The sequence below is a fragment of the Luteimonas deserti genome (assembly GCF_013425765.1).
GTDB lineage: Bacteria > Pseudomonadota > Gammaproteobacteria > Xanthomonadales > Xanthomonadaceae > Luteimonas > Luteimonas deserti.
The window spans coordinates 713,401-731,247 of sequence record NZ_JACCJZ010000020.1 but is presented as its reverse complement, the minus strand read 5'-3'; the positions used below and the strand labels follow the sequence as shown (position 1 = coordinate 731,247).

Genomic DNA, 17,847 nt, shown 5'->3' with positions numbered 1-17,847 from the left:
GATGGAGCAAATGTCTGAGAAACTGCTTGTACGGCGCGCAGCGGTGCTGGGGGCTGGCGTCATGGGTGCGCAGATTGCCGCGCACCTGACCAATGCCGGCATCGACACGGTGTTGTTCGATCTGCCCGCGAAGGACGGCAACCCCGACGGGGTCGTTCTCAAGGCATTGGCGAGCCTGGCCAAGCTGAGCCCCGCTCCGCTCGCCGGCAAGGGCCTGGCCGAGGCGATCGTGCCCGCCAATTACGATACAGGCCTGCACTTGCTGGAGCAGTGCGACCTGATCATCGAGGCGATCGCCGAGCGGATGGACTGGAAGCAGGACCTCTATCGCAAGATCGCCCCCCATGTGCCGGCGCACGCAGTGCTCGCCAGCAATACATCAGGCTTGGGAATCAATGCCTTGGCCGATGTTCTTCCCGAAGAACTGCGCCATCGGTTCTGCGGCGTGCATTTCTTCAACCCGCCGCGCTACATGCATCTGGCCGAACTGATCCCGGCCAAGACCACCGACCAGTCGGTGCTCGAGGGACTCGAAACCTTCCTGACCACCCAGCTCGGCAAGGGCGTGGTCTACGCCAAGGACACCCCGAACTTCATCGGCAACCGGATCGGCGTGTTCTCGATCCTGTCGACGATCCATCACACCCAGGAGTCGGGACTCGGCTTCGACGAGGTGGATGCGCTGACCGGCCCCCTGCTCGGCCGTCCGAAGTCGGCGACCTACCGCACCTCCGACGTCGTCGGTCTGGACACGATGTCGCACGTCATCAAGACGATGGCCGACACCCTGCCCGAGGATCCGTGGCACGAATACTTCGCCTCGCCCAAGTGGCTGACTGCGCTCATCGAGAAAGGCGCACTGGGCCAGAAGACCGGCGCCGGCATCTTCCGCAAGGCGGGCAAGGACATCCTGGTCCTGGATCTGGAGAAGCAGGATTACCGCGCGGCCGACCGCAAGGCCGCCGACGAGGTCGTGGCGATCCTCAAGCTGAAGGATCCGGCCGAGCGTATGGCCCAGCTGCGCGCCAGCGAACACCCCCAGGCGCAGTTCGTCTGGGCGATCCTGCGCGACCTGTTCCACTACAGCGCCGTGCATCTGGAGGACATCGCCGAGACCGCGCGCGACGTGGATCTGGCGATCCGCTGGGGCTACGGCTGGCAGCAGGGTCCGTTCGAACTGTGGCAGGCCGCGGGCTGGAAGCAGGTGGCCGACTGGATCGCCGAGGACATCGTCGCCGGCAAGACCATGAGCGGCGCGCCCCTGCCCGACTGGGTGTTCGACGGCCGCGAGGGCGTGCACGGGGCCGAGGGCAGCTACAGCCCGGCGAAGGACGCCAAACTCCCGCGCTCGGCACTGCCGGTCTACCGCCGCCAGCGCTTCCCCGATCCGCTGCTCGGCGAGCGTTTCGAACAGGGCGAGACGGTGTACGAGAACGACGGCATCCGTCTGTGGACCGACGGCGACGACATCGGCGTGATCAGCTTCAAGACCAAGATGCACACGGTCTCCGACCACGTGCTCGACGGCATCCAGGAAGCGATCGGCATCGCCGAGAAAAAGTTCAAGGGTGTGGTGATCTGGCAGCCGAAGGAGCCGTTCTCCGCGGGCGCCGATCTCGCCGGCGCGCTGGGCCTGCTGCAGGCTGGGAAGGTCGACGCGTTCGAGGCGATGGTCGAGAACTTCCAGAAGACCAGCCAGCGCATCAAGTATTCGCTGGTGCCCGTGGTCGCGGCGGTGCGCGGTCTGGCGCTCGGCGGTGGCTGCGAATTCCAGATGCACAGCGCGCGCACCGTCGCGCATCTCGAGAGCTACATCGGCCTGGTCGAGGCCGGCGTCGGCCTGCTGCCGGCCGGTGGCGGCCTGAAGGAGCTGGCGGTACGCGCGTCGGAAGCCGCAGGCCCCGGCGGCGACGTGTTCGCCGAGCTGAAGAAGACCTTCGAGACCAGCGCGATGGCCAAGGTGTCGAACTCGGCGGTCAACGCCAAGGAACTCGGCCTGCTGCGCAGTGACGACATCGTGACCTTCCACGCCCACGAGCTGCTGCACGTGGCGCGCCAGCAGGCCTCGGCGCTGGCCGAAGCCGGCTACCGCCCGCCGCTACCGGCACGCGCGATCCGCGTTGCGGGTGATGTGGGCATCGCCACGTTCAAGATGCTGCTGGTCAACATGCTCGAGGGCCGTTTCGTCAGCGAGTACGACTACGAGATCGCCGAGCGCATCGCGACCGTGCTGTGCGGCGGCGACGTGGACCGCAATGCGGTCGTCGACGAGGACTGGCTGATCCGCCTGGAGCGCAAGCACTTCGTCGAGCTGGCCCAGCAGGAGAAGACCCAGGCGCGCATCGGGCACATGCTCAAGACCGGCAAGCCGCTCAGGAACTGAGGTCCGGGCGCCGCCTGCGGGCGGCGCGCGCTCCGCATCCCGAACCTCGACATCGAATTCCGGAGTTTTTCCAATGACCAAGCAGATCCAGGACGCCTACATCGTCGCCGCCACCCGCACCCCGGTGGGCAAGGCGCCGAAGGGCGTATTCCGCAACACCCGTCCCGACGACATGCTGGCGCACGTGCTGAAAGCCGTCGTCGCGCAGGCACCGGGCATCGACACGGGCCGCATCGACGACGCCGTGATCGGCTGCGCGATGCCCGAGGGCGAACAAGGCATGAACGTCGCGCGCATCGGCGTTCTGCTGGCCGGCCTGCCCGATACCGTCGCCGCGCAGACCATCAACCGCTTCTGCTCGTCCGGCCTGCAGGCGGTCGCGCTGGCGGCCAACGAGATCCGCCTCGGCAACGCCGACCTGATGCTCGCCGGCGGCACCGAGTCGATGTCGATGGTGCCGATGATGGGCAACAAGGTCGCGCTGTCCCCGAGCGTGTTCAAGGACGACCACGTCGCGATCGCCTACGGCATGGGTATCACCGCCGAGAAGGTCGCCGAGGAGTGGAAGGTCTCGCGCGAGGACCAGGACGCGTTCGCCCTCGCCTCGCATCAGAAGGCGATCGCCGCGATCCAGGCCGGCGAGTTCAAGGATGAGATCACGCCCTACGAAATCCACTCTCACCAGCCCGACCTCGCCGGCAACACCGTGCAGCTGCGCAAGCTGCTGGTCGATACCGACGAAGGCCCACGCCAGGATTCGTCGATCGAAGGTCTCGCCAAGCTGCGCCCCGTCTTCCGCAATGGCCAGTTCGGCGGCTCGGTGACGGCGGGCAACAGCTCGCAGATGAGTGACGGCGCGGCCGGCATCCTGCTGGCTTCGGAGCGCGCGGTGCAGGACTTTGGTCTCAAGCCGCTGGCACGCTTCGTCAGCTTCGCTGTTGCCGGCGTGCGCCCGGAAGTGATGGGCATCGGTCCGATCGCGGCGATCCCGAAGGCGCTGGCACAGGCCGGGTTGACGCTCGACGACATTGACTGGATCGAGCTCAACGAAGCCTTCGCCGCGCAGGCGCTGGCGGTGATCCGCGACAGCGGGCTGGATCCGGACAAGGTGAACCCGCTGGGCGGCGCGATCGCGCTGGGCCATCCGCTGGGCGCGACCGGTGCGATCCGCACCGCGACGATCGTTCATGGCATGCGCCGTCGCAAGAAGCGCTACGGCCTGGTGACGATGTGCATCGGCACCGGCATGGGCGCGGCGGGCGTGATCGAGGCGTTGTGACTTCCACGCGTACCAGCTCCGACTCGAACGCACCGCGCAAATGAGGCCATGACGCGCGGCCGGGTCGGGTGAAACGTAAACGCCCCGGCAGTGCCGGGGCGTTTTTCATCGCCGCGCCCGGCGCATCCGGCAGCGCTCACTCCAAGCGCTGACGCGCGCGAGAGTTGGCCCGAAATCGCCCGGCGCCCGGACGTGCTCCTGCAATAAAAGAGCCCCGGCACTGCCGGGGCTTTCGAGTGCAGCATGGTCTGGCGGATTACGACTGCAGCGGGATCACACGGATCTCGACGCGGCGGTTGAGCGCGCGGCCCTGCTCCGTGCTGTTGTCGGCGATCGGACGGGTCTTGCCGAACCCGACGATCTCGAAACGCTGACGCAGCAGGCCCTGGCCGATCAGGTAGTTGCCCACCGATTCGGCACGCTGCTGGGACAGACGCTGGTTGACCGCATCGCTGCCGACGCTGTCCGTATGGCCGGCGATCTCGACGATCGTCTGGTCGTACTGGGCCAGGGTGCGCGCGACGTTGTTGAGCGCCGGATAGAACTGCGGCTTGAGATCCGCGCGGCCGAAGTCGAAGGTCACGCCGTCGGGAAGATTGAGCTTGATGACGTCGCCATCGCGGTTGACCTCGATGCCGGTGCCCTGCGTCTGGCGACGCAGCTCCGCTTCCTGGCGGTCCTGATAGGCACCCACGGCGCCGCCGGCAAGGCCGCCGACACCCGCACCTACCAGCGCGCGCTGACGCCGCTCGGTGGCGTCACCGCCGCTCAGCAGGCCGGCGACCGCGCCGATACCGGCACCGATCATCGCGTTGTTGCGGGTGCGGTTCGGATCGTCCGGCGCATTGGTCTGGCCGGTGTAGGTGGCGCAACTGCTCAGCAACAGGGCGCCGGCAATTGCAGTGGTGAGACCTGCGGTGGTCAGTATGCGCATGGACAATCTCCTGGGAGGAACGGGAGCGGACGCGGGGTCCACTTGGCGAACGGCGCCGACGTTAACCCGTCCAGAATGCATGGAGAGTGACGGCGCCGCCCGCTGGACGGTGCCTGTTCAGCGGGACCGCCATCACGTCAGTGGGCGCTTCGTCCAGCTTGGTTCGAGTGAACGCATCAGGGTTCAAACCCCCTTCGAGCTCTACACAAGCTGCCTTTCCAGGATGCGTTGCCAGCGCGCGGATCAGGCTCCCCGGATGCCTCGATAGGCCTGGAGCGCTGCGTCGCGCCCGGCTTCGAGGGATACGACGGGCTCGGGCGGATACCCGGGCGCGGCGGCGGCGAGCCGGGCGGGATCGCGCCACGGCGCGAAGCGCAGCGGCACCGGCAGCGCGGCGAGTTCGGGTACCCAGCGCGCGATGTACTCGCCTTTCGGATCGAACTTCTCGGCCTGGGTCACCGGATTGAAGATGCGGAAGTACGGTGCGGCATCCGCACCGGTGCCGGCGATCCACTGCCAGCCCAGCGTGTTGTTGGCGAGGTCCGCGTCGACCAGGGTGTCCCAGAACCAGCGGGCGCCTTCGCGCCAGTGCAGGCGCATGTGCTTGCACAGCCAGCTGCCGACGATCATGCGCACACGGTTGTGCATCCAGCCGGTCTCCCACATCTCACGCATACCGGCGTCCACGATCGGCACGCCCGTACGGCCCTCACGCCAGGCTTCGATGCGGCGCGGATCCCGACGCGCCCAGGAGAATCCCGCGAAACGCGGATTGAAGTCCTTGTTCGGCGTCTCCGGAAAATGATGCAACAGATGATGCGCGAACTCGCGCCAGCCCAGCTCGCGCACGTAGGCGTCGATGTCGGCTGCAGTGCCCGCCCGCTTCACTTCGTCGAGCGCGGTCACGACGCGCCATGGGGCGATTTCGCCGAAATGCAGGTGCGGCGACAACCGCGAGGTGCCGGCCTGGTCGGGCCGGTCGCGACCGTCCCGGTAACCCCGTAACGCGCCATCGGTGAACACCTCGAGCGCCTCGTGCGCGCCGGCCTCGCCGGGTGTCCAACGGGCCCAGAAGCCGCTGTCCCAGTCCGGTACCGCCGCGAGACGGAGATCCTGCAACGCCACGCCGGCAGGGCCGTCGTCCACCTCCGGCAGCGCACCGGGTGCGGTCCACGGGGTCTGCAGGCGCCACTGGGTGAGCGCCTTGCGCCAGAACGGGGTGAAGACCTTGTACGGGCCGTCCTGCCCGGTACTGATCTCCCAGGGCTCGAACAGCAATGCACCGTTGTGGCTCTCCGCGCGGATTCCGTCCTCGCGCAGGGCGCGCTTGATCCGGGCGTCGCGTTGTTCGATGGCAGGCTCGTAACGCCGGTTCCAGAACACCGCCTCGGCCTCGCAGGTTTCCACCAGCGTCCGCAGGGTGGGCAACGTCGGCCCATGGAACAGGCGCAGGCGTGATCCGCGACGGCGCAGCGAGGCATCGAGCGCGGCGAGCGCACGGTGACGCCAGGCATTGGATGCCGCGCCCGGTGCCCAGTCGCCCGCCTCGTCCGGCGCGTGGATGTACACGCACACGGGCGCCAGGCCGGCGTCGAGCGCAGCGTGCAGGGCGGGATTGTCGTCCAGGCGCAGATCGTTGCGGAACCAGACAATGGCGTTGGCCATCGCGTCTCCTGTTGGAGGATGCCGTGCGGGATGGACAGCATGGAGCAGCGCCGCGTTCCTGGCGACCATTGCCGCTCGCGCCCGGAATCCGGCGGATATGCCCACGTCGCTGCAGTCTCGAGGGCGCTGCCACGCCGCGCACACGGCTTTGGGTCAGAATGCCCGCCCCGGCCGCGCCACCGGCCGTCCCTGTCCCCGAATCCCGTGACCGATCCGATTTTTCCCATCGAGCCCACCCCCGAGGACGCGCAAGGCGCGATCGCCGAGGAATTCGCATTCTTCAGCGACTGGTCCGAGCGCTACCAGTACCTCATCGATCTCGGCCGCAAGCTGCCGCCGTTTCCCGATGCCCTGAAGACCGAAACGCATCGCCTGCACGGCTGCCAGTCCATGGTCTGGATCGTGCCGTCGGGTGATGCCGAGCGGCTGGACTTCATGGCCGCCAGCGATTCGGCGATCGTCTCCGGACTGATCTACCTCGCGCTGCGGGTGTATTCCGGACGCAGTGCACACGCGATCCTCGACACCGACGCCAGCTACATCGGCGATATCGGCCTGGCCAAGCACCTTTCACCCACACGCAGCAACGGCCTGGCGGCGTTGCTGGCCTTCATCAAGGCCCAGGCACAGCGCGCCGCAGCGTGACCCCGCCCGCGCCTACCGGGACGGCGGACACGGACGACGACACCAGTCGCGCGGCGCCGCTGCGCAATCGCAGTTTCCGGGCGCTGCTCGGCTATCGCATCTGCACCATCCTGTCCTACCAGATCGTCGCGGTGACGGTGGGGTGGCACATGTATGCGGTCACAGGCGACCCGTGGATGCTCGGGCTGGTCGGTCTGGCCGAAGTGCTGCCCTACTTCTGCGTCGCGCCGTTCGCGGGGTATCTGGTCGATCACCTCCCACGTCGTCGCCTGGGCATGGCCGCGGCCGCCGGACTGGCGGTCACACCCGTGCTGCTCGCGCTGATCGTGCTCGAGGTGATGCCCGGCAGCATCTGGCTCGTCTACCTGCCCATTGCGCTGACCGGCATGGTCCGCGCATTCCTCGGTCCGGTCTACAACGCCCTGTTCGCCCGCGTGCTGCCGCGCGCACAGTACGTGCGCGGGGCGAGCCTGGGCAGCATCGTGTTCCAGAGCGCGCTCGTGCTCGGGCCGGCGATCGGCGGAGCGCTGATCAAGCCGATCGGGATTCCCGCGGTGTTCGCGATCGCCGCCGGCCTGGCCTTGCTGGTGATCGTGCTGCTCGCGCGCATGGAGGTGACCGAGCCGCCCCGCCCGCTTCAGCGCGAGCCGGTCTTCGCCAGCATCGCCGAGGGCGGACGTTTCGTGTTCGGCCACCGCATCCTCCTGGGCGCACTGGCCCTGGACATGTTCGCAGTGCTGTTCGGTGGCGCGATCTCGCTGGCACCGGCCTTCATCCACGACATCCTCGCTTACGGGCCGGAGGGTCTCGGCATCCTGCGCGGCGCACCGGCCCTGGGCGCGGTGGCGATCGGAATCTGGCTGGCCCGCAATCCGATCCAGCGGAATGCGGGACGCGTGCTGCTGGCCGCGGTGGCCGGGTTCGGGCTGTGCATGATCGGCTTCGGCCTGTCGACGGTGTTCTGGCTGTCGGCGTTCTTCCTGTTGCTGTCGGGCATCTGCGACGGGGTGTCGGTGGTGATGCGCTCGACGATCATGCAGCTGGCGACGCCCGACCATATGCGCGGACGGGTGTCCTCCATCAACGGTCTGTTCGTCGGCTCCTCGAACGAGATCGGCGCGTTCTACATGGGATCGATGGCGCGGCTGCTCGGTCTGGTGCCGGCGGTGGTGGTCGGCGGCTTCATGACCCTGGGCGTGGTCGCGGTGACCGCGAGGACGCTGCCTGCTCTGCGGCGCCTCGACCTGCGCGAACTGCAGAGCGCACCGGCCGCCAGCCGGCACACGCGCTGACGCACGCAGTCTGCATCCTGCAACGGAAAAGCCCGCCAGCGGCGGGCTTCTGGGAGCGGTACGGCAGCGCGATCCGGACGCATCGCACCCGGACCGGGCGGGTCAGTCGCCCATCTGCTTCTGCAGATGCTCCCACCGCTCCTGCTCATCGATCGTGCGCTCGGCGGTGAGGCGAGCCTCGAGACGGTCGAGCCCGATCTCCTCGCCCGAATCCACGCTGTAGCCGTACTCGCCCGAGTCCACGCGCTTGAGCGTGCTGTCGATCTTGCCGATGAGCTTGCGGTAGCGGTCGCGGGTGCGCAGTTCGAGCGAGTTCTCGGTTTCGCGGGTCGCGCGCTCGGCTTCGTCGCCGACGTCGCGCACTTCGTCCTTGAGGTTTTCGATGGTCTGCTTGGATTCCTCGACCAGATCCGCGCGCCACTTGAGCAGGCGCTGGCGGAAATACTCGAGCTGCAACGGACTCATGTACTCCTCGTCGGCACTGGGCTTGTAGCCGGCCGGCAGGAGTGGACGACCTGTTTCTTCGTCGGTCTTGTACTGCACTACTTTCACCTTCGTTTTGGGCGCCGGTTCTGTCTGGCGCGCAACGCCTGCGACAGCCACCTTGCCGGCGGGACGCGGACGTGTGTTGGGAACGGATGCCGCTTTGGCAGCAGCGGGTTTTGCAGGCGCCGCCTTCCCGGCCTGTGGCGCCTCGACGGTCACCGACTTGTCGCTGACCGACTTCGTCGGTGCAGCCTTCTTGGCCGGCGGCTTGCCGGCGGAGCTCACCGGAGTCGGATTGGCGGCGCCCTTGGCGGGTGTCTTGATGGCGGCCGCCGGCTTCGCCGGCTTACCCGATGTCTTGGCAGGCGTCGGCGCCTTGGCCGGTGCACGCGTGGCGGGCGCAGCCTTCTTCGCCGGTGCCTTGGCGGGCGGGGTCTTCTTGGCAGGCGCGGGCTTGCTCTTGGCGACGGGTTTTGACGCGGTTTTCGCGGCAGCCGGCTTGACGGCTTTCTTTGCGGGAGCGGCCTTCTTGGCTGCAGACGCCTTCTTGGCCGCAGACGTGGCAGGTGCCTTCGCGGCGGGCTTGGCGGCCTTCTTGACGGCCTTCTTCACGGGTTTCTTGACTGCCACGTGCTGCGATCCTTGTCATTCCCTTGGACGGGGAAGCGGGGTGTTATACCCTGCAAACCCTGCAGCGGCAACCATGTTCGCCCCTGTATTCATCGCCTCTGCCCACCTGCCGTGATCGAGCGTTTCCTCATCGCCCTGCTGCGCGGCTACAAGCGCTTCATCAGCCCCCTGCTCGGCCCCCGCTGCCGCTTCCATCCGAGCTGCTCGAGCTACGCACTGGTTGCCATCGCGCGCTTCGGCGTGCTGCGCGGCGGCTGGCTGGCGCTGCGGCGCATCGCCCGCTGCCATCCCCTGAATCCCGGCGGGCACGACCCCGTGCCGATGCCGAAACTGGACCCGAAGCCATGACCGAGACCCTGATCCGCAACGCCCGACTGGTCAACGAAGGCCGCGTGACCGACGCCGACCTGCGCATCGGCGCCGATGGCCGCATCGCCGAGATCGGTGCCGACCTGCCGGCGCGCGGCAATCCGGACATCGTCGACGCCGCCGGCCGCTGGCTGCTGCCCGGCATGATCGACGACCAGGTGCACTTCCGCGAACCGGGCATGGAATACAAGGCCGACATGGCGACCGAGTCCGGCGCCGCGGTCGCCGGCGGCCTGACCAGCTTCATGGACATGCCCAACACCAGCCCGCCAACGCTGAGCGCCGAGGTGCTGCAGGACAAGTACGACCGCGCGAAGGGCCGCGCGCGCGCGAACTACGGCTTCTACATGGGCGCGAGCAACGACAACCTCGACCACGTGCGCCGGATCGATCCGCTGACCACGCCGGGCGTCAAGGTGTTCATGGGCGCCTCGACCGGCAACATGCTGGTCGACAATCCGGACACCCTCGACGGCATCTTCCGCGAGACCCCGGTGCCGATCATCACCCACTGCGAGGACACGCCGACGATCGACGCGATCCAGCGCGAATACGTGGCGAAGTACGGTGACGACATTCCCGCCGAATGCCATCCGGACATCCGCTCGCGCGAGGCCTGCATGAAGTCGACGCAGCTCGCGCTGTCGCTGGCCCGCAAGCACGACACGCGCCTGCACGTGCTGCACATCTCGACAGCCGACGAACTGGCGTTGTTCGAAGCCGGCCCGCTGGTCGATGCGCAGGGCCGCCTGCGCAAGCGCATCACCGCCGAGACCTGCATCCACTTCCTGCGCTTCGCCCGGCCCGACTACGCGCGCCTCGGCCATCTGATCAAGTGCAACCCGGCGATCAAGGACGAGAGTGACCGCGCCGCTCTGCTCAAAGCGCTGCACGACGACGTCATCGACGTGCTGGCGACCGACCACGCGCCGCATACCCTCGAGGAAAAGAACAACCCATACACGCGCGCGCCGAGCGGCCTGCCGCTGGTGCAATTCGCGCTCACCGCGGCGCTGGAATGCGTGCACGAGGGCCACTTCGACATCACCCGGGTGGTGCAGAAGTTCGCGCACGCGCCGGCGCAGCTGTTCGACGTCGCCGAACGCGGCTTCCTGCGCGAAGGCTATTTCGCCGATCTGGTGATGGTCGAGGACACGCCGTTCACCGTGAGCCGCGAGCAGGTGCTGTCGAAGTGCGGCTGGTCGCCGTTCGAAGGCACGACGTTCCGCTCGCGCATCGCCTCGACCTGGGTCAACGGTCGCCTGGCGTGGGACGGCACGCGACTCGTCGGTACGCCTGCGGGCGAGCGTCTGGCATTCGCGCGGTGAGTCGTCGGCGCGACATCCAGTTTATTCCCGGGAACGTCGCGTTCCCGGCTGTTTTTCTCTCTCCTCCTGCCGGGCCCACCGCATGACCCCACGCCGCCACCCCTTCGCGTTCCTGTTGACGCTCGTCTCGCTGCTCGCATGGGCCGCGCCGCTGGTGGCGCAGGACGCGGGTGACGTGCGCTTTCCGGCGCAGGTGCAGCAGGGCAGCCTGGTCATCGGCAAGGTGCCGGCGGGTGCCCGGGTCGTCTATCGCGACCGCGCGGTCCGCGTCAGCGACTACGGCACCGTCGTGATCGGCGTCGGGCGCGACGAGGCCGGGCCCGTGCAGTTGCAGGTCACGCGCGCGGACGGCAGCCGGAACACGGCGTCGATCGCGATCACACCCCGTGACTGGCCGGTGGAACGCGTCAACGGCGTGCCGCCGGCCACGGTCAATCCGCCGCCGGCGATCGCCGAACGGATCCGTCGCGAACAGGCACAGGTGACCGCAGCCCGCGTTCGCGACGACGCGCGCGTCGATTTCGGCAACGGCTTCATCCGTCCCGTCGAGGGTCGCATCAGCGGGCGCTTCGGCCGCGCGCGTTCGTACAACGGCCAGCCCGGTTCGCCGCATTCGGGCATGGACATCGCCGCGCCCACCGGCACACCGGTCAAGGCGCCTGCCGCCGGCATCGTCACCTTCGCCGCGCCCGACCTCTACCTCACCGGCGGCACCCTGCTGCTGGATCACGGCCACGGCGTCAGTTCGAACTTCCTGCACCTCTCGCGCGTCGACGCCAAGGTCGGCGACCGCATCGAACAGGGCCAGGTCATCGGCGCCGTCGGCGCGACCGGGCGCGCCACCGGCCCGCATCTGCACTGGGGCATGAACTGGCTCGACGTGCGGATCGATCCGCAACTAGTGCTGGACGCTGCACGTTGAGGTGAGGCGCCATGCCGACACCGCGTGTCCGGAACACGGGTACCGACGCTCGGCGGATACGCGCCTGCCGTCCATGCTGATGCAGTGAACACATGATGGCAACGCGTGTCTTGAATGTATTGGCTATCACATTGATCGCGATCGCCCTCTCGGGCTGCAGGACGACCGAGGGAGACATTGTGTTGACAGACGTGATCTCCGACCGGGGCCGCACCGAACACCTTGTTCATTACACCCCGCCACCGATACATGGCTCCGGTATGCCGGTCTTGGACACTACGGTGCAGGTCACGCGCGACGTGCGGGTTGGTGGCACGATTCGTGTGCAGGCACCTGCGGGTTCACAGGTCGGCCTCGGCGCCACGACCCTCCGCGTCCCTTCCTCTGGGAGCGTCGAGCTGGTGGCACCGGCGACGCCGGGCGATGTACGCATCCGGATAACACGACCTGATGGACGCACGCTTCCGTTCCAGGTGAGGGTGCGCTGAAAGCTGCGAATACTCCGACCCCGCTTCGAACTACCGAGATGCGCGCTTGTATAGAAACACCGGGGCAGGAACTGCCCGTCCAGTCGAGCGCATAGAAATGTGACAACACGCGCACGCGAAACCGGACGCGTTGAGGCAAAGTGCGTGACCGCCACCTGAATGACTCGGGTGTGCGTGACCACTTGCCCAGGATTGCGAATGAACAGTTGTAACTCCCCTATGTCAGCCCACCTCCATCGGGGGCGTGTCCCGCGCCGTACCCGGATCGCTGCGGCGATTGCCGTGGGCATTACAGGATTGGCGTTCAGCGCCGCTACGCTGGCAGTTGACGCACCGCTCGACGCAGCATCACGTGACCCCGACATCGAGCGGATCGTCGCGACCGCGTTCCGCGCCGCACCTGCTAAAACCTCGCAGACCGCGGACACGCCATTGGTGTTCAGCCGCGTGTGGCAACGCACGCCGCTTGGCACGGGAATGGCGGCGGCCGGCACGGCCGGCATCGCGCCCGGCGCTTCCGACGTTCCCGCAACCCCGCATTCCGCCGAGGCCTGGATCACCGAAGAGTTCCAGGCCGACTGGGGCCTGGAGGTCATCAACGCGCACCACGCCTATGCGCGCAGATTGACCGGCACGGGCGTGCGCCTTGGCCTGCTCGATTCCGGCGCCGGGCTCGACCACGAGGAGTTCGTGGGGAAGGACCACCGCGCGATCACCATGGCCGAGCTGCTCGCCGATGGCACGCTGTGCACCGACAGCACCGTACTTGCCGGCCCCACTGCCTGCTTCTACTCCGAGGGTGACAAGGTCTCCATCGATGCGGAGTACTACGATCCGGCACTGCAGCAGTATTTCCCCAACCCCGCCAACAACTACCTGTGGGGCAACACCTTTTTCTCTTACGGCAGCCACGGCACCCATGTCGCCGGCACAATGGCGGCCAACCGTGACGGCAGCGGCATGCACGGTGTCGCGTTCGGCGCCACCCTCAGTTCGGCACGACTGTTCAACGACAGCCTGGCCATCGTCGACCTGCCCTGCATCCAGTACAACGACTGCCTCACGTTCACCACGTCGGCCGACAGCAACGCGTTCGCGCAGATGTATCAGCAGGCGGCCGATCACGGCGTCCGTGCGATGAACCACAGCTGGGGCTACACCTACCAGGCCTATACGCCCGGAGAAGTCGCGCTCTACCACAACGCCTTGATGGCCAATGCCGGCATCGCGGCGACCTTCGAGGAGATGGCCGCCGCGTCGCGTGACACGGGCCTGCTCCAGGTGGTGGCCGCCGGCAACAGCACCGTCAACGTCTCGCCCGCGACCAGTCCGCATGCCAGCGCGCCGGCGACGTTGCCGATGCTTTTTCCCGGGATCGAGCAGTACTGGGTCAGCGTGGTCAATCTCAACGAGCAACTCCAGCTCAGCAACCGCTCGATGAAGTGCGGTGTCAGCGCCGAGTGGTGTATCGCCGCGCCGGGCTCGAACATCACGTCGACGGTCTACGGCGGCGATGAAGAGATCGTGGCCGACTGGGTGATCGACGACGACGGTAACCTGCGGTTCGAGTATGGAGATTTCTCGGCGGAGTTCGCCTATGCGGATTACTCCGGCACGTCCATGGCCGCGCCCCATGTCACCGGTGCACTGGCGCTGTTGCTCGAGCGCTTCCCCTATCTGACCGGCGCGCAGGTGCGGGACGTCATGCTCACCACTGCCACCGACATCGGCGCCCCGGGCGTCGACGAGATCTACGGCTGGGGCCTGCTCAACCTCAAGGCGGCGATCGAAGGACCCGGCCTGCTGCGCGTCGACACCGACGTGGTGATGGACACGGTCGCCGGCGGACGGAAGGTCTGGGAAGGCGGCGCGTGGGACGACTGGACCAACGACATCGGCGGCCCTGGCCGACTGACGAAGTCGGGGGCGGGCTGGTTGCGGCTCTCGGGAGACAACAGCTTCGGCGGTGCGACGGTCCGCTCGGGCCTGCTCGAACTCGATGGCGACAACGCGCTGAGCAGCGACGTCCGTGTGGACGGCGGCGCGCTGCTGATCAATGGCGCATTGCGTGGAAGCACGCTCGAGGTCGTGAACGGCCTCGCCGTGGTCAACGGCACCGTCAGCGGTGCCCAGACCCGTGTCGGCGCTGCCGGCACGCTCGGCGGCAGCGGCACAGTCGCCGATACCCGGGTCGCCGGCACCATTGCACCGGGCAATTCGATCGGCACACTGACGGTCGACGGCAACTACGTGCAGGTGGCCGGCTCGGTCTTCGAGGCGGAACTGCAGCCGCCGTCGACGTCGGACCTGCTGCGTGTGATTGGTAGCGCCTCGATCGAGGGCGGCACCCTGCGTGCGATCTCGTTGCCTGGCACCTACCTGCTCGGCCAGCGGTACAGCCTCATCACCGCGCAAGGCGGCCTGACAGGACAGTTCGATGCGCTCGACAGCAGCGCGCTTTCCCCGTTCCTGGCCCTGTCGCTGATCTATGGTGCCAATGGCCTGAGCGTGGCCGTCGCCCGCGGCGCGTCCCTGGCATCCGCCGCGGGCACTGCCAACCAGCAGGCCGCTGCCGCCGCCGCCGACGCACTCGCCTTCAACCAGGGCCTGCCGGTCGCACTGACCCAGCTCGCGCCCGAACAGGCGCGTCAGGCCTTCGACAGCCTGTCCGGCGAGGCGCACGCGAGCGCGCAGGCGATCCTGGTCGACAGCGGTCGCATGGTCCGCAATGCCACGCTCGCGCGTGCAGGACTCGGTCAGGACGCCTTTACCGCGCAGCGCGAGGAGGACGCGGCCACCGGGGCCTGGGTCGAGCTCCAGCGTCACGGCGGCCGCATCGAAGGCGACGGCAACGCGGCACGCGTGCAATCGAACGGCAATGCCGCACTGGTCGGTGTCGATCACACCTTCGGCACCTGGCGCCTGGGTGTGTTCGGCGGAACCGGACGCACCGACTTCGACGTGCGCCAGCGCGGCTCCAAGGGCGAGACCGACAGCCGTCATGCAGGCCTCTACGCGAGCACCGACTTCGGCGGCTTCGGCGTGCGTGCCGGCTACAGTTATACCTGGCACGAGCTCGACCTCGAGCGCCGGGTGGCCTTCCCCGGTCTCACCGACGTGACGCGCGCGCGCTACGACGCCGATGCATGGCAGGCCTTCATCGAAGCGGGATATCGCTCCAATGCCGGTGCCTGGTCGTTCGAGCCGTATCTCCAGTACGCCCACGTGGAACTGGATACCGATGCGGCGGTCGAGGACGGCGGGGCCGCGGCGCTCGCGCTGGGCGCGTCGAGCGAACGCGTCGATCTGACCACGGCCGGCTTGCGGTTCGATGTGGCCCTGCGCGGCTCGCAGCAGGACCAGTCGTGGCTGAGCCTGCGCGGCAACCTGGGCTATCGCTACGCCGGCGGCGACCAGATCCGTAGCACGCAGGCCGCCTGGAGCGGCGGCGAGGTGTTCACCGTGCGCAGTCCCGCGATCACGGACGAAGCGACGTTGGTGGAGCTGGGCTTCGCCGCCCGGACTTCGGCCAACAGCCTCTTCGAGGTGGGCTACTCGGGCGTGCTGTCGGACGACGTGCGCGACCACGGCGCGATCGCCCGGTTCTCCGTGCAGTTCTGATCGGCGACAGGGCAAACGAAAAAGGGGAGCAGCCTCGGCTGCTCCCCTTTTTCATGAGTGTTCGCCGCATCGCGCCGGATCGCCGCGCAAGCCGGCAGATCGACGCGAGATCGCTCAGCCGCGCACCCGCGCCACCGCGTCGTGCGCGTGCAGGCTCTCGAAATGCGAGACGGTGGCATCGAAGCGCGTGACGCGCGGATCGGCGGCGAGCACCGAGGCGACCCGGCGCGCGGCATCCTCGCAGAACATCAGGTTTTCGGCATTGAGTGCAGCGAACGCCTGTTCGTCCTCGCGCTTGACCGCGGTCTGCACCGGCGTGCCGAGCGCGTGCTCGAGTGCGTCGACGATCGCCAGCACCGGAAACGCCTCGACGCCCTCGTGCAGCGAAAGGCGCACGTCCGCGCGACTGCGCTGGGCGTGCGGCGTGGCGGCCAGGCCGCGCGGCGCCGCGAGCCAGTCGTGCACGGCGCTGGTATCCGCCGGATCACCCGGGAATTCTGCGACGAACCGGGCGGCGTTGAGCTGACGCGACAGGGCCGCCGATGCCGGGCACGTACTGGAGTACTCCACGGACAGCGCGAGTGTCAGCGACAGTCCGGCTGGACCGAGCACCGCATCGATCTCCACCGGGTAGGCTTTCCAGCCACTGTGTGCGCTGGCCAAGGCCGGACGCCGCAGCAACTGGTCGTAGCGCAGCGTGAGTTGCACCCGGTCCGCCAGACCGCGCTGGGAGTCGATGCAGTCCTGCAGCACGCGCCGCAGCGAATCGCGTCCGAGGATCTCGCTCGACAGCGCGTCCTGCAGATGCAGGTAGAGGCGCGACATGTGGATGCCGCGCGCGTCCGGGTCGACCAGATTGACGCCGACGTCGGCCGATGCGGCGACGGTCATCGCGTCGCCGTCGCCGGTCTCGATGCGCAGCGGCAGCGCGATGCGCGCCATGCCCACCCAGTCGAGGAGACGCGCCGACTGGGCCTGGTCGCCGGCGACGTCGGGAAGGGAATCGGGTCGCACGGAAATGCTCAAGGGACGGCTCGCGAAAAGGCGGTGGGACCGGCCGGACCGGTCGCGAAGGCCCGCAAGTCTACCGGCTCGGGTACGCACGGCCCCGCAACGGAGCGTTTCCCGGCGGTGTGACGCTCAGCGGCCGCGCGCCGCGCGCCAGGTCGCCCGGAGCACGGCCAGGCCCGGCGCGGGCCCGGCCTGGCCGGTGCGGCGCAGCGCGCGCAGGCGTTCGCCCTGGATCGCATTGGCGATGCGGCGCGGCCGGGTGCCGAGGTCGTGCGTAGGCCATTCAACGAGGCAGGCCGCGGCGAGCGTGGGGTCCGCCTGCGCCCAGGCCCGCGCACCGAGGACCGTCGCAGGCGCGACGCCGCGCGCCTCGGCCGCCGCGCCACCCAGAAACAGTCGTGCTTCGCAGGCATCGATCGCGAGCGAGAGATCGCGCAGCGCCGCCGTGTCGCCGGCATGATCTCCGCTCGGCGTTCGCGTCGCGGGCAGCAGCCGCAACGCGAGGGCGAGGGTCTGCCACGGGGCGTCCACCCGTTGCAGAACGGCCGCTAGTGGATGCCGCCGCGCACCGCGCGCCCAGCCCTGCAGTTCTTCCTGCCACCAGGCAAGCTTGGCCAGGCCGGGGGTGGGATCCGCGCCGCCCCAGGCTGCGTCGTAGACCTCGTCGAGCAGTGCGAACCAGGCCTCGGCACGCGGTCGCATCTCGGCCGCGACAAAGACCAGGCCGACCCGCCATTCCGGCCAGCGGCGTCGCCACTTGTCGATGAAATCGGGTTCGTCCGTCATGGCGGCGG

The 17,847-nt window shown here is 68.2% G+C and carries 13 protein-coding genes; 8 read left to right on the top strand and 5 right to left on the bottom strand.

What is annotated here, in order from left to right; translation table 11 throughout:
• Nucleotides 1–10 precede the first annotated feature (10 nt).
• Both H0E82_RS15985 and H0E82_RS15980 read left to right on the top strand, forming a co-directional pair.
• Nucleotides 11–2,383 (top strand): 3-hydroxyacyl-CoA dehydrogenase/enoyl-CoA hydratase family protein, encoded by a 2,373-nt coding sequence (locus tag H0E82_RS15985; protein ID WP_180546436.1) that lies wholly within the window; start codon nt 11–13, stop codon nt 2,381–2,383.
• A gap of 73 nt (nt 2,384–2,456) precedes the next feature.
• Entirely contained in the window at nt 2,457–3,662 is a 1,206-nt protein-coding gene (locus H0E82_RS15980) for an acetyl-CoA C-acyltransferase (RefSeq protein ID WP_180546435.1), read from the top strand.
• A 256-nt stretch (nt 3,663–3,918) separates the two neighbouring features.
• Here H0E82_RS15980 and H0E82_RS15975 read toward each other — a convergent pair whose 3' ends face one another.
• On the bottom strand, nt 3,919–4,596 hold the full coding sequence (locus tag H0E82_RS15975) for a YiaD family glycine zipper/OmpA-like lipoprotein (RefSeq protein WP_180546434.1): 678 nt from the start codon (nt 4,594–4,596) through the stop codon (nt 3,919–3,921).
• A gap of 243 nt (nt 4,597–4,839) precedes the next feature.
• The gene (locus H0E82_RS15970) at nt 4,840–6,261 is read right to left on the bottom strand and encodes a cryptochrome/photolyase family protein (RefSeq protein ID WP_180546433.1); all 1,422 of its coding nucleotides are present in this window, start codon (nt 6,259–6,261) and stop codon (nt 4,840–4,842) included.
• A gap of 204 nt (nt 6,262–6,465) precedes the next feature.
• On the opposite strand from H0E82_RS15970, the gene H0E82_RS15965 reads away from it, so the two are divergent.
• Complete coding sequence (locus H0E82_RS15965; RefSeq protein WP_180546432.1) at nt 6,466–6,906, top strand: SufE family protein; 441 nt, start codon at nt 6,466–6,468, stop codon at nt 6,904–6,906.
• Complete coding sequence (locus H0E82_RS15960; protein ID WP_328797065.1) at nt 6,903–8,198, top strand: MFS transporter; 1,296 nt, start codon at nt 6,903–6,905, stop codon at nt 8,196–8,198. The genes H0E82_RS15965 and H0E82_RS15960 overlap by 4 nt, the downstream gene beginning before the upstream one ends.
• Nucleotides 8,199–8,300: 102 nt before the next feature.
• On the opposite strand, the gene dksA is transcribed toward H0E82_RS15960, so the two are convergent.
• On the bottom strand, nt 8,301–9,314 hold the full coding sequence (gene dksA / locus H0E82_RS15955) for an RNA polymerase-binding protein DksA (RefSeq protein WP_180546431.1): 1,014 nt from the start codon (nt 9,312–9,314) through the stop codon (nt 8,301–8,303).
• A gap of 111 nt (nt 9,315–9,425) precedes the next feature.
• Here dksA and yidD point away from each other — a divergent pair, with 111 nt between their 5' ends.
• From yidD to H0E82_RS16970, 4 genes are all read left to right on the top strand, one after another.
• On the top strand, nt 9,426–9,662 hold the full coding sequence (gene yidD / locus H0E82_RS16895) for a membrane protein insertion efficiency factor YidD (RefSeq protein WP_180546430.1): 237 nt from the start codon (nt 9,426–9,428) through the stop codon (nt 9,660–9,662).
• Complete coding sequence (locus H0E82_RS15945) at nt 9,659–11,011, top strand: dihydroorotase (RefSeq protein WP_180546429.1); 1,353 nt, start codon at nt 9,659–9,661, stop codon at nt 11,009–11,011. Before yidD ends, H0E82_RS15945 begins: the two co-directional genes overlap by 4 nt.
• Before the next feature lie 82 nt (nt 11,012–11,093).
• Nucleotides 11,094–11,933 carry a M23 family metallopeptidase gene (locus tag H0E82_RS15940; protein ID WP_180546428.1) on the top strand — a complete coding sequence of 280 codons (840 nt, stop codon included), beginning with the start codon at nt 11,094–11,096 and terminating at the stop codon, nt 11,931–11,933.
• Between the two features lie 923 nt (nt 11,934–12,856).
• Entirely contained in the window at nt 12,857–16,042 is a 3,186-nt protein-coding gene (locus H0E82_RS16970) for an autotransporter domain-containing protein (protein ID WP_328797063.1), read from the top strand.
• Between the two features lie 114 nt (nt 16,043–16,156).
• On the opposite strand, the gene folE2 is transcribed toward H0E82_RS16970, so the two are convergent.
• Both folE2 and H0E82_RS15925 read right to left on the bottom strand, forming a co-directional pair.
• The gene (gene folE2 / locus H0E82_RS15930) at nt 16,157–17,068 is read right to left on the bottom strand and encodes a GTP cyclohydrolase FolE2 (RefSeq protein WP_219338556.1); all 912 of its coding nucleotides are present in this window, start codon (nt 17,066–17,068) and stop codon (nt 16,157–16,159) included.
• A gap of 114 nt (nt 17,069–17,182) precedes the next feature.
• Nucleotides 17,183–17,839 (bottom strand): isoprenoid biosynthesis enzyme family protein, encoded by a 657-nt coding sequence (locus H0E82_RS15925; RefSeq protein WP_180546426.1) that lies wholly within the window; start codon nt 17,837–17,839, stop codon nt 17,183–17,185.
• Between the last annotated feature and the right edge of the window lie 8 nt (nt 17,840–17,847).

Bases quoted from the DNA above. Each gene is read 5' to 3' on its own strand.
- H0E82_RS15925 (WP_180546426.1), bottom strand. From the start codon at position 17,839: ATGACGGACGAACCCGATTTCATCGACAAGTGGCGACGCCGCTGGCCG.
- H0E82_RS15970 (WP_180546433.1), bottom strand. From the start codon at position 6,261: ATGGCCAACGCCATTGTCTGGTTCCGCAACGATCTGCGCCTGGACGAC.
- H0E82_RS15940 (WP_180546428.1), top strand. From the start codon at position 11,094: ATGACCCCACGCCGCCACCCCTTCGCGTTCCTGTTGACGCTCGTCTCG.
- H0E82_RS15975 (WP_180546434.1), bottom strand. From the start codon at position 4,596: ATGCGCATACTGACCACCGCAGGTCTCACCACTGCAATTGCCGGCGCC.
- H0E82_RS15945 (WP_180546429.1), top strand. From the start codon at position 9,659: ATGACCGAGACCCTGATCCGCAACGCCCGACTGGTCAACGAAGGCCGC.
- H0E82_RS15985 (WP_180546436.1), top strand. From the start codon at position 11: ATGTCTGAGAAACTGCTTGTACGGCGCGCAGCGGTGCTGGGGGCTGGC.
- H0E82_RS15980 (WP_180546435.1), top strand. From the start codon at position 2,457: ATGACCAAGCAGATCCAGGACGCCTACATCGTCGCCGCCACCCGCACC.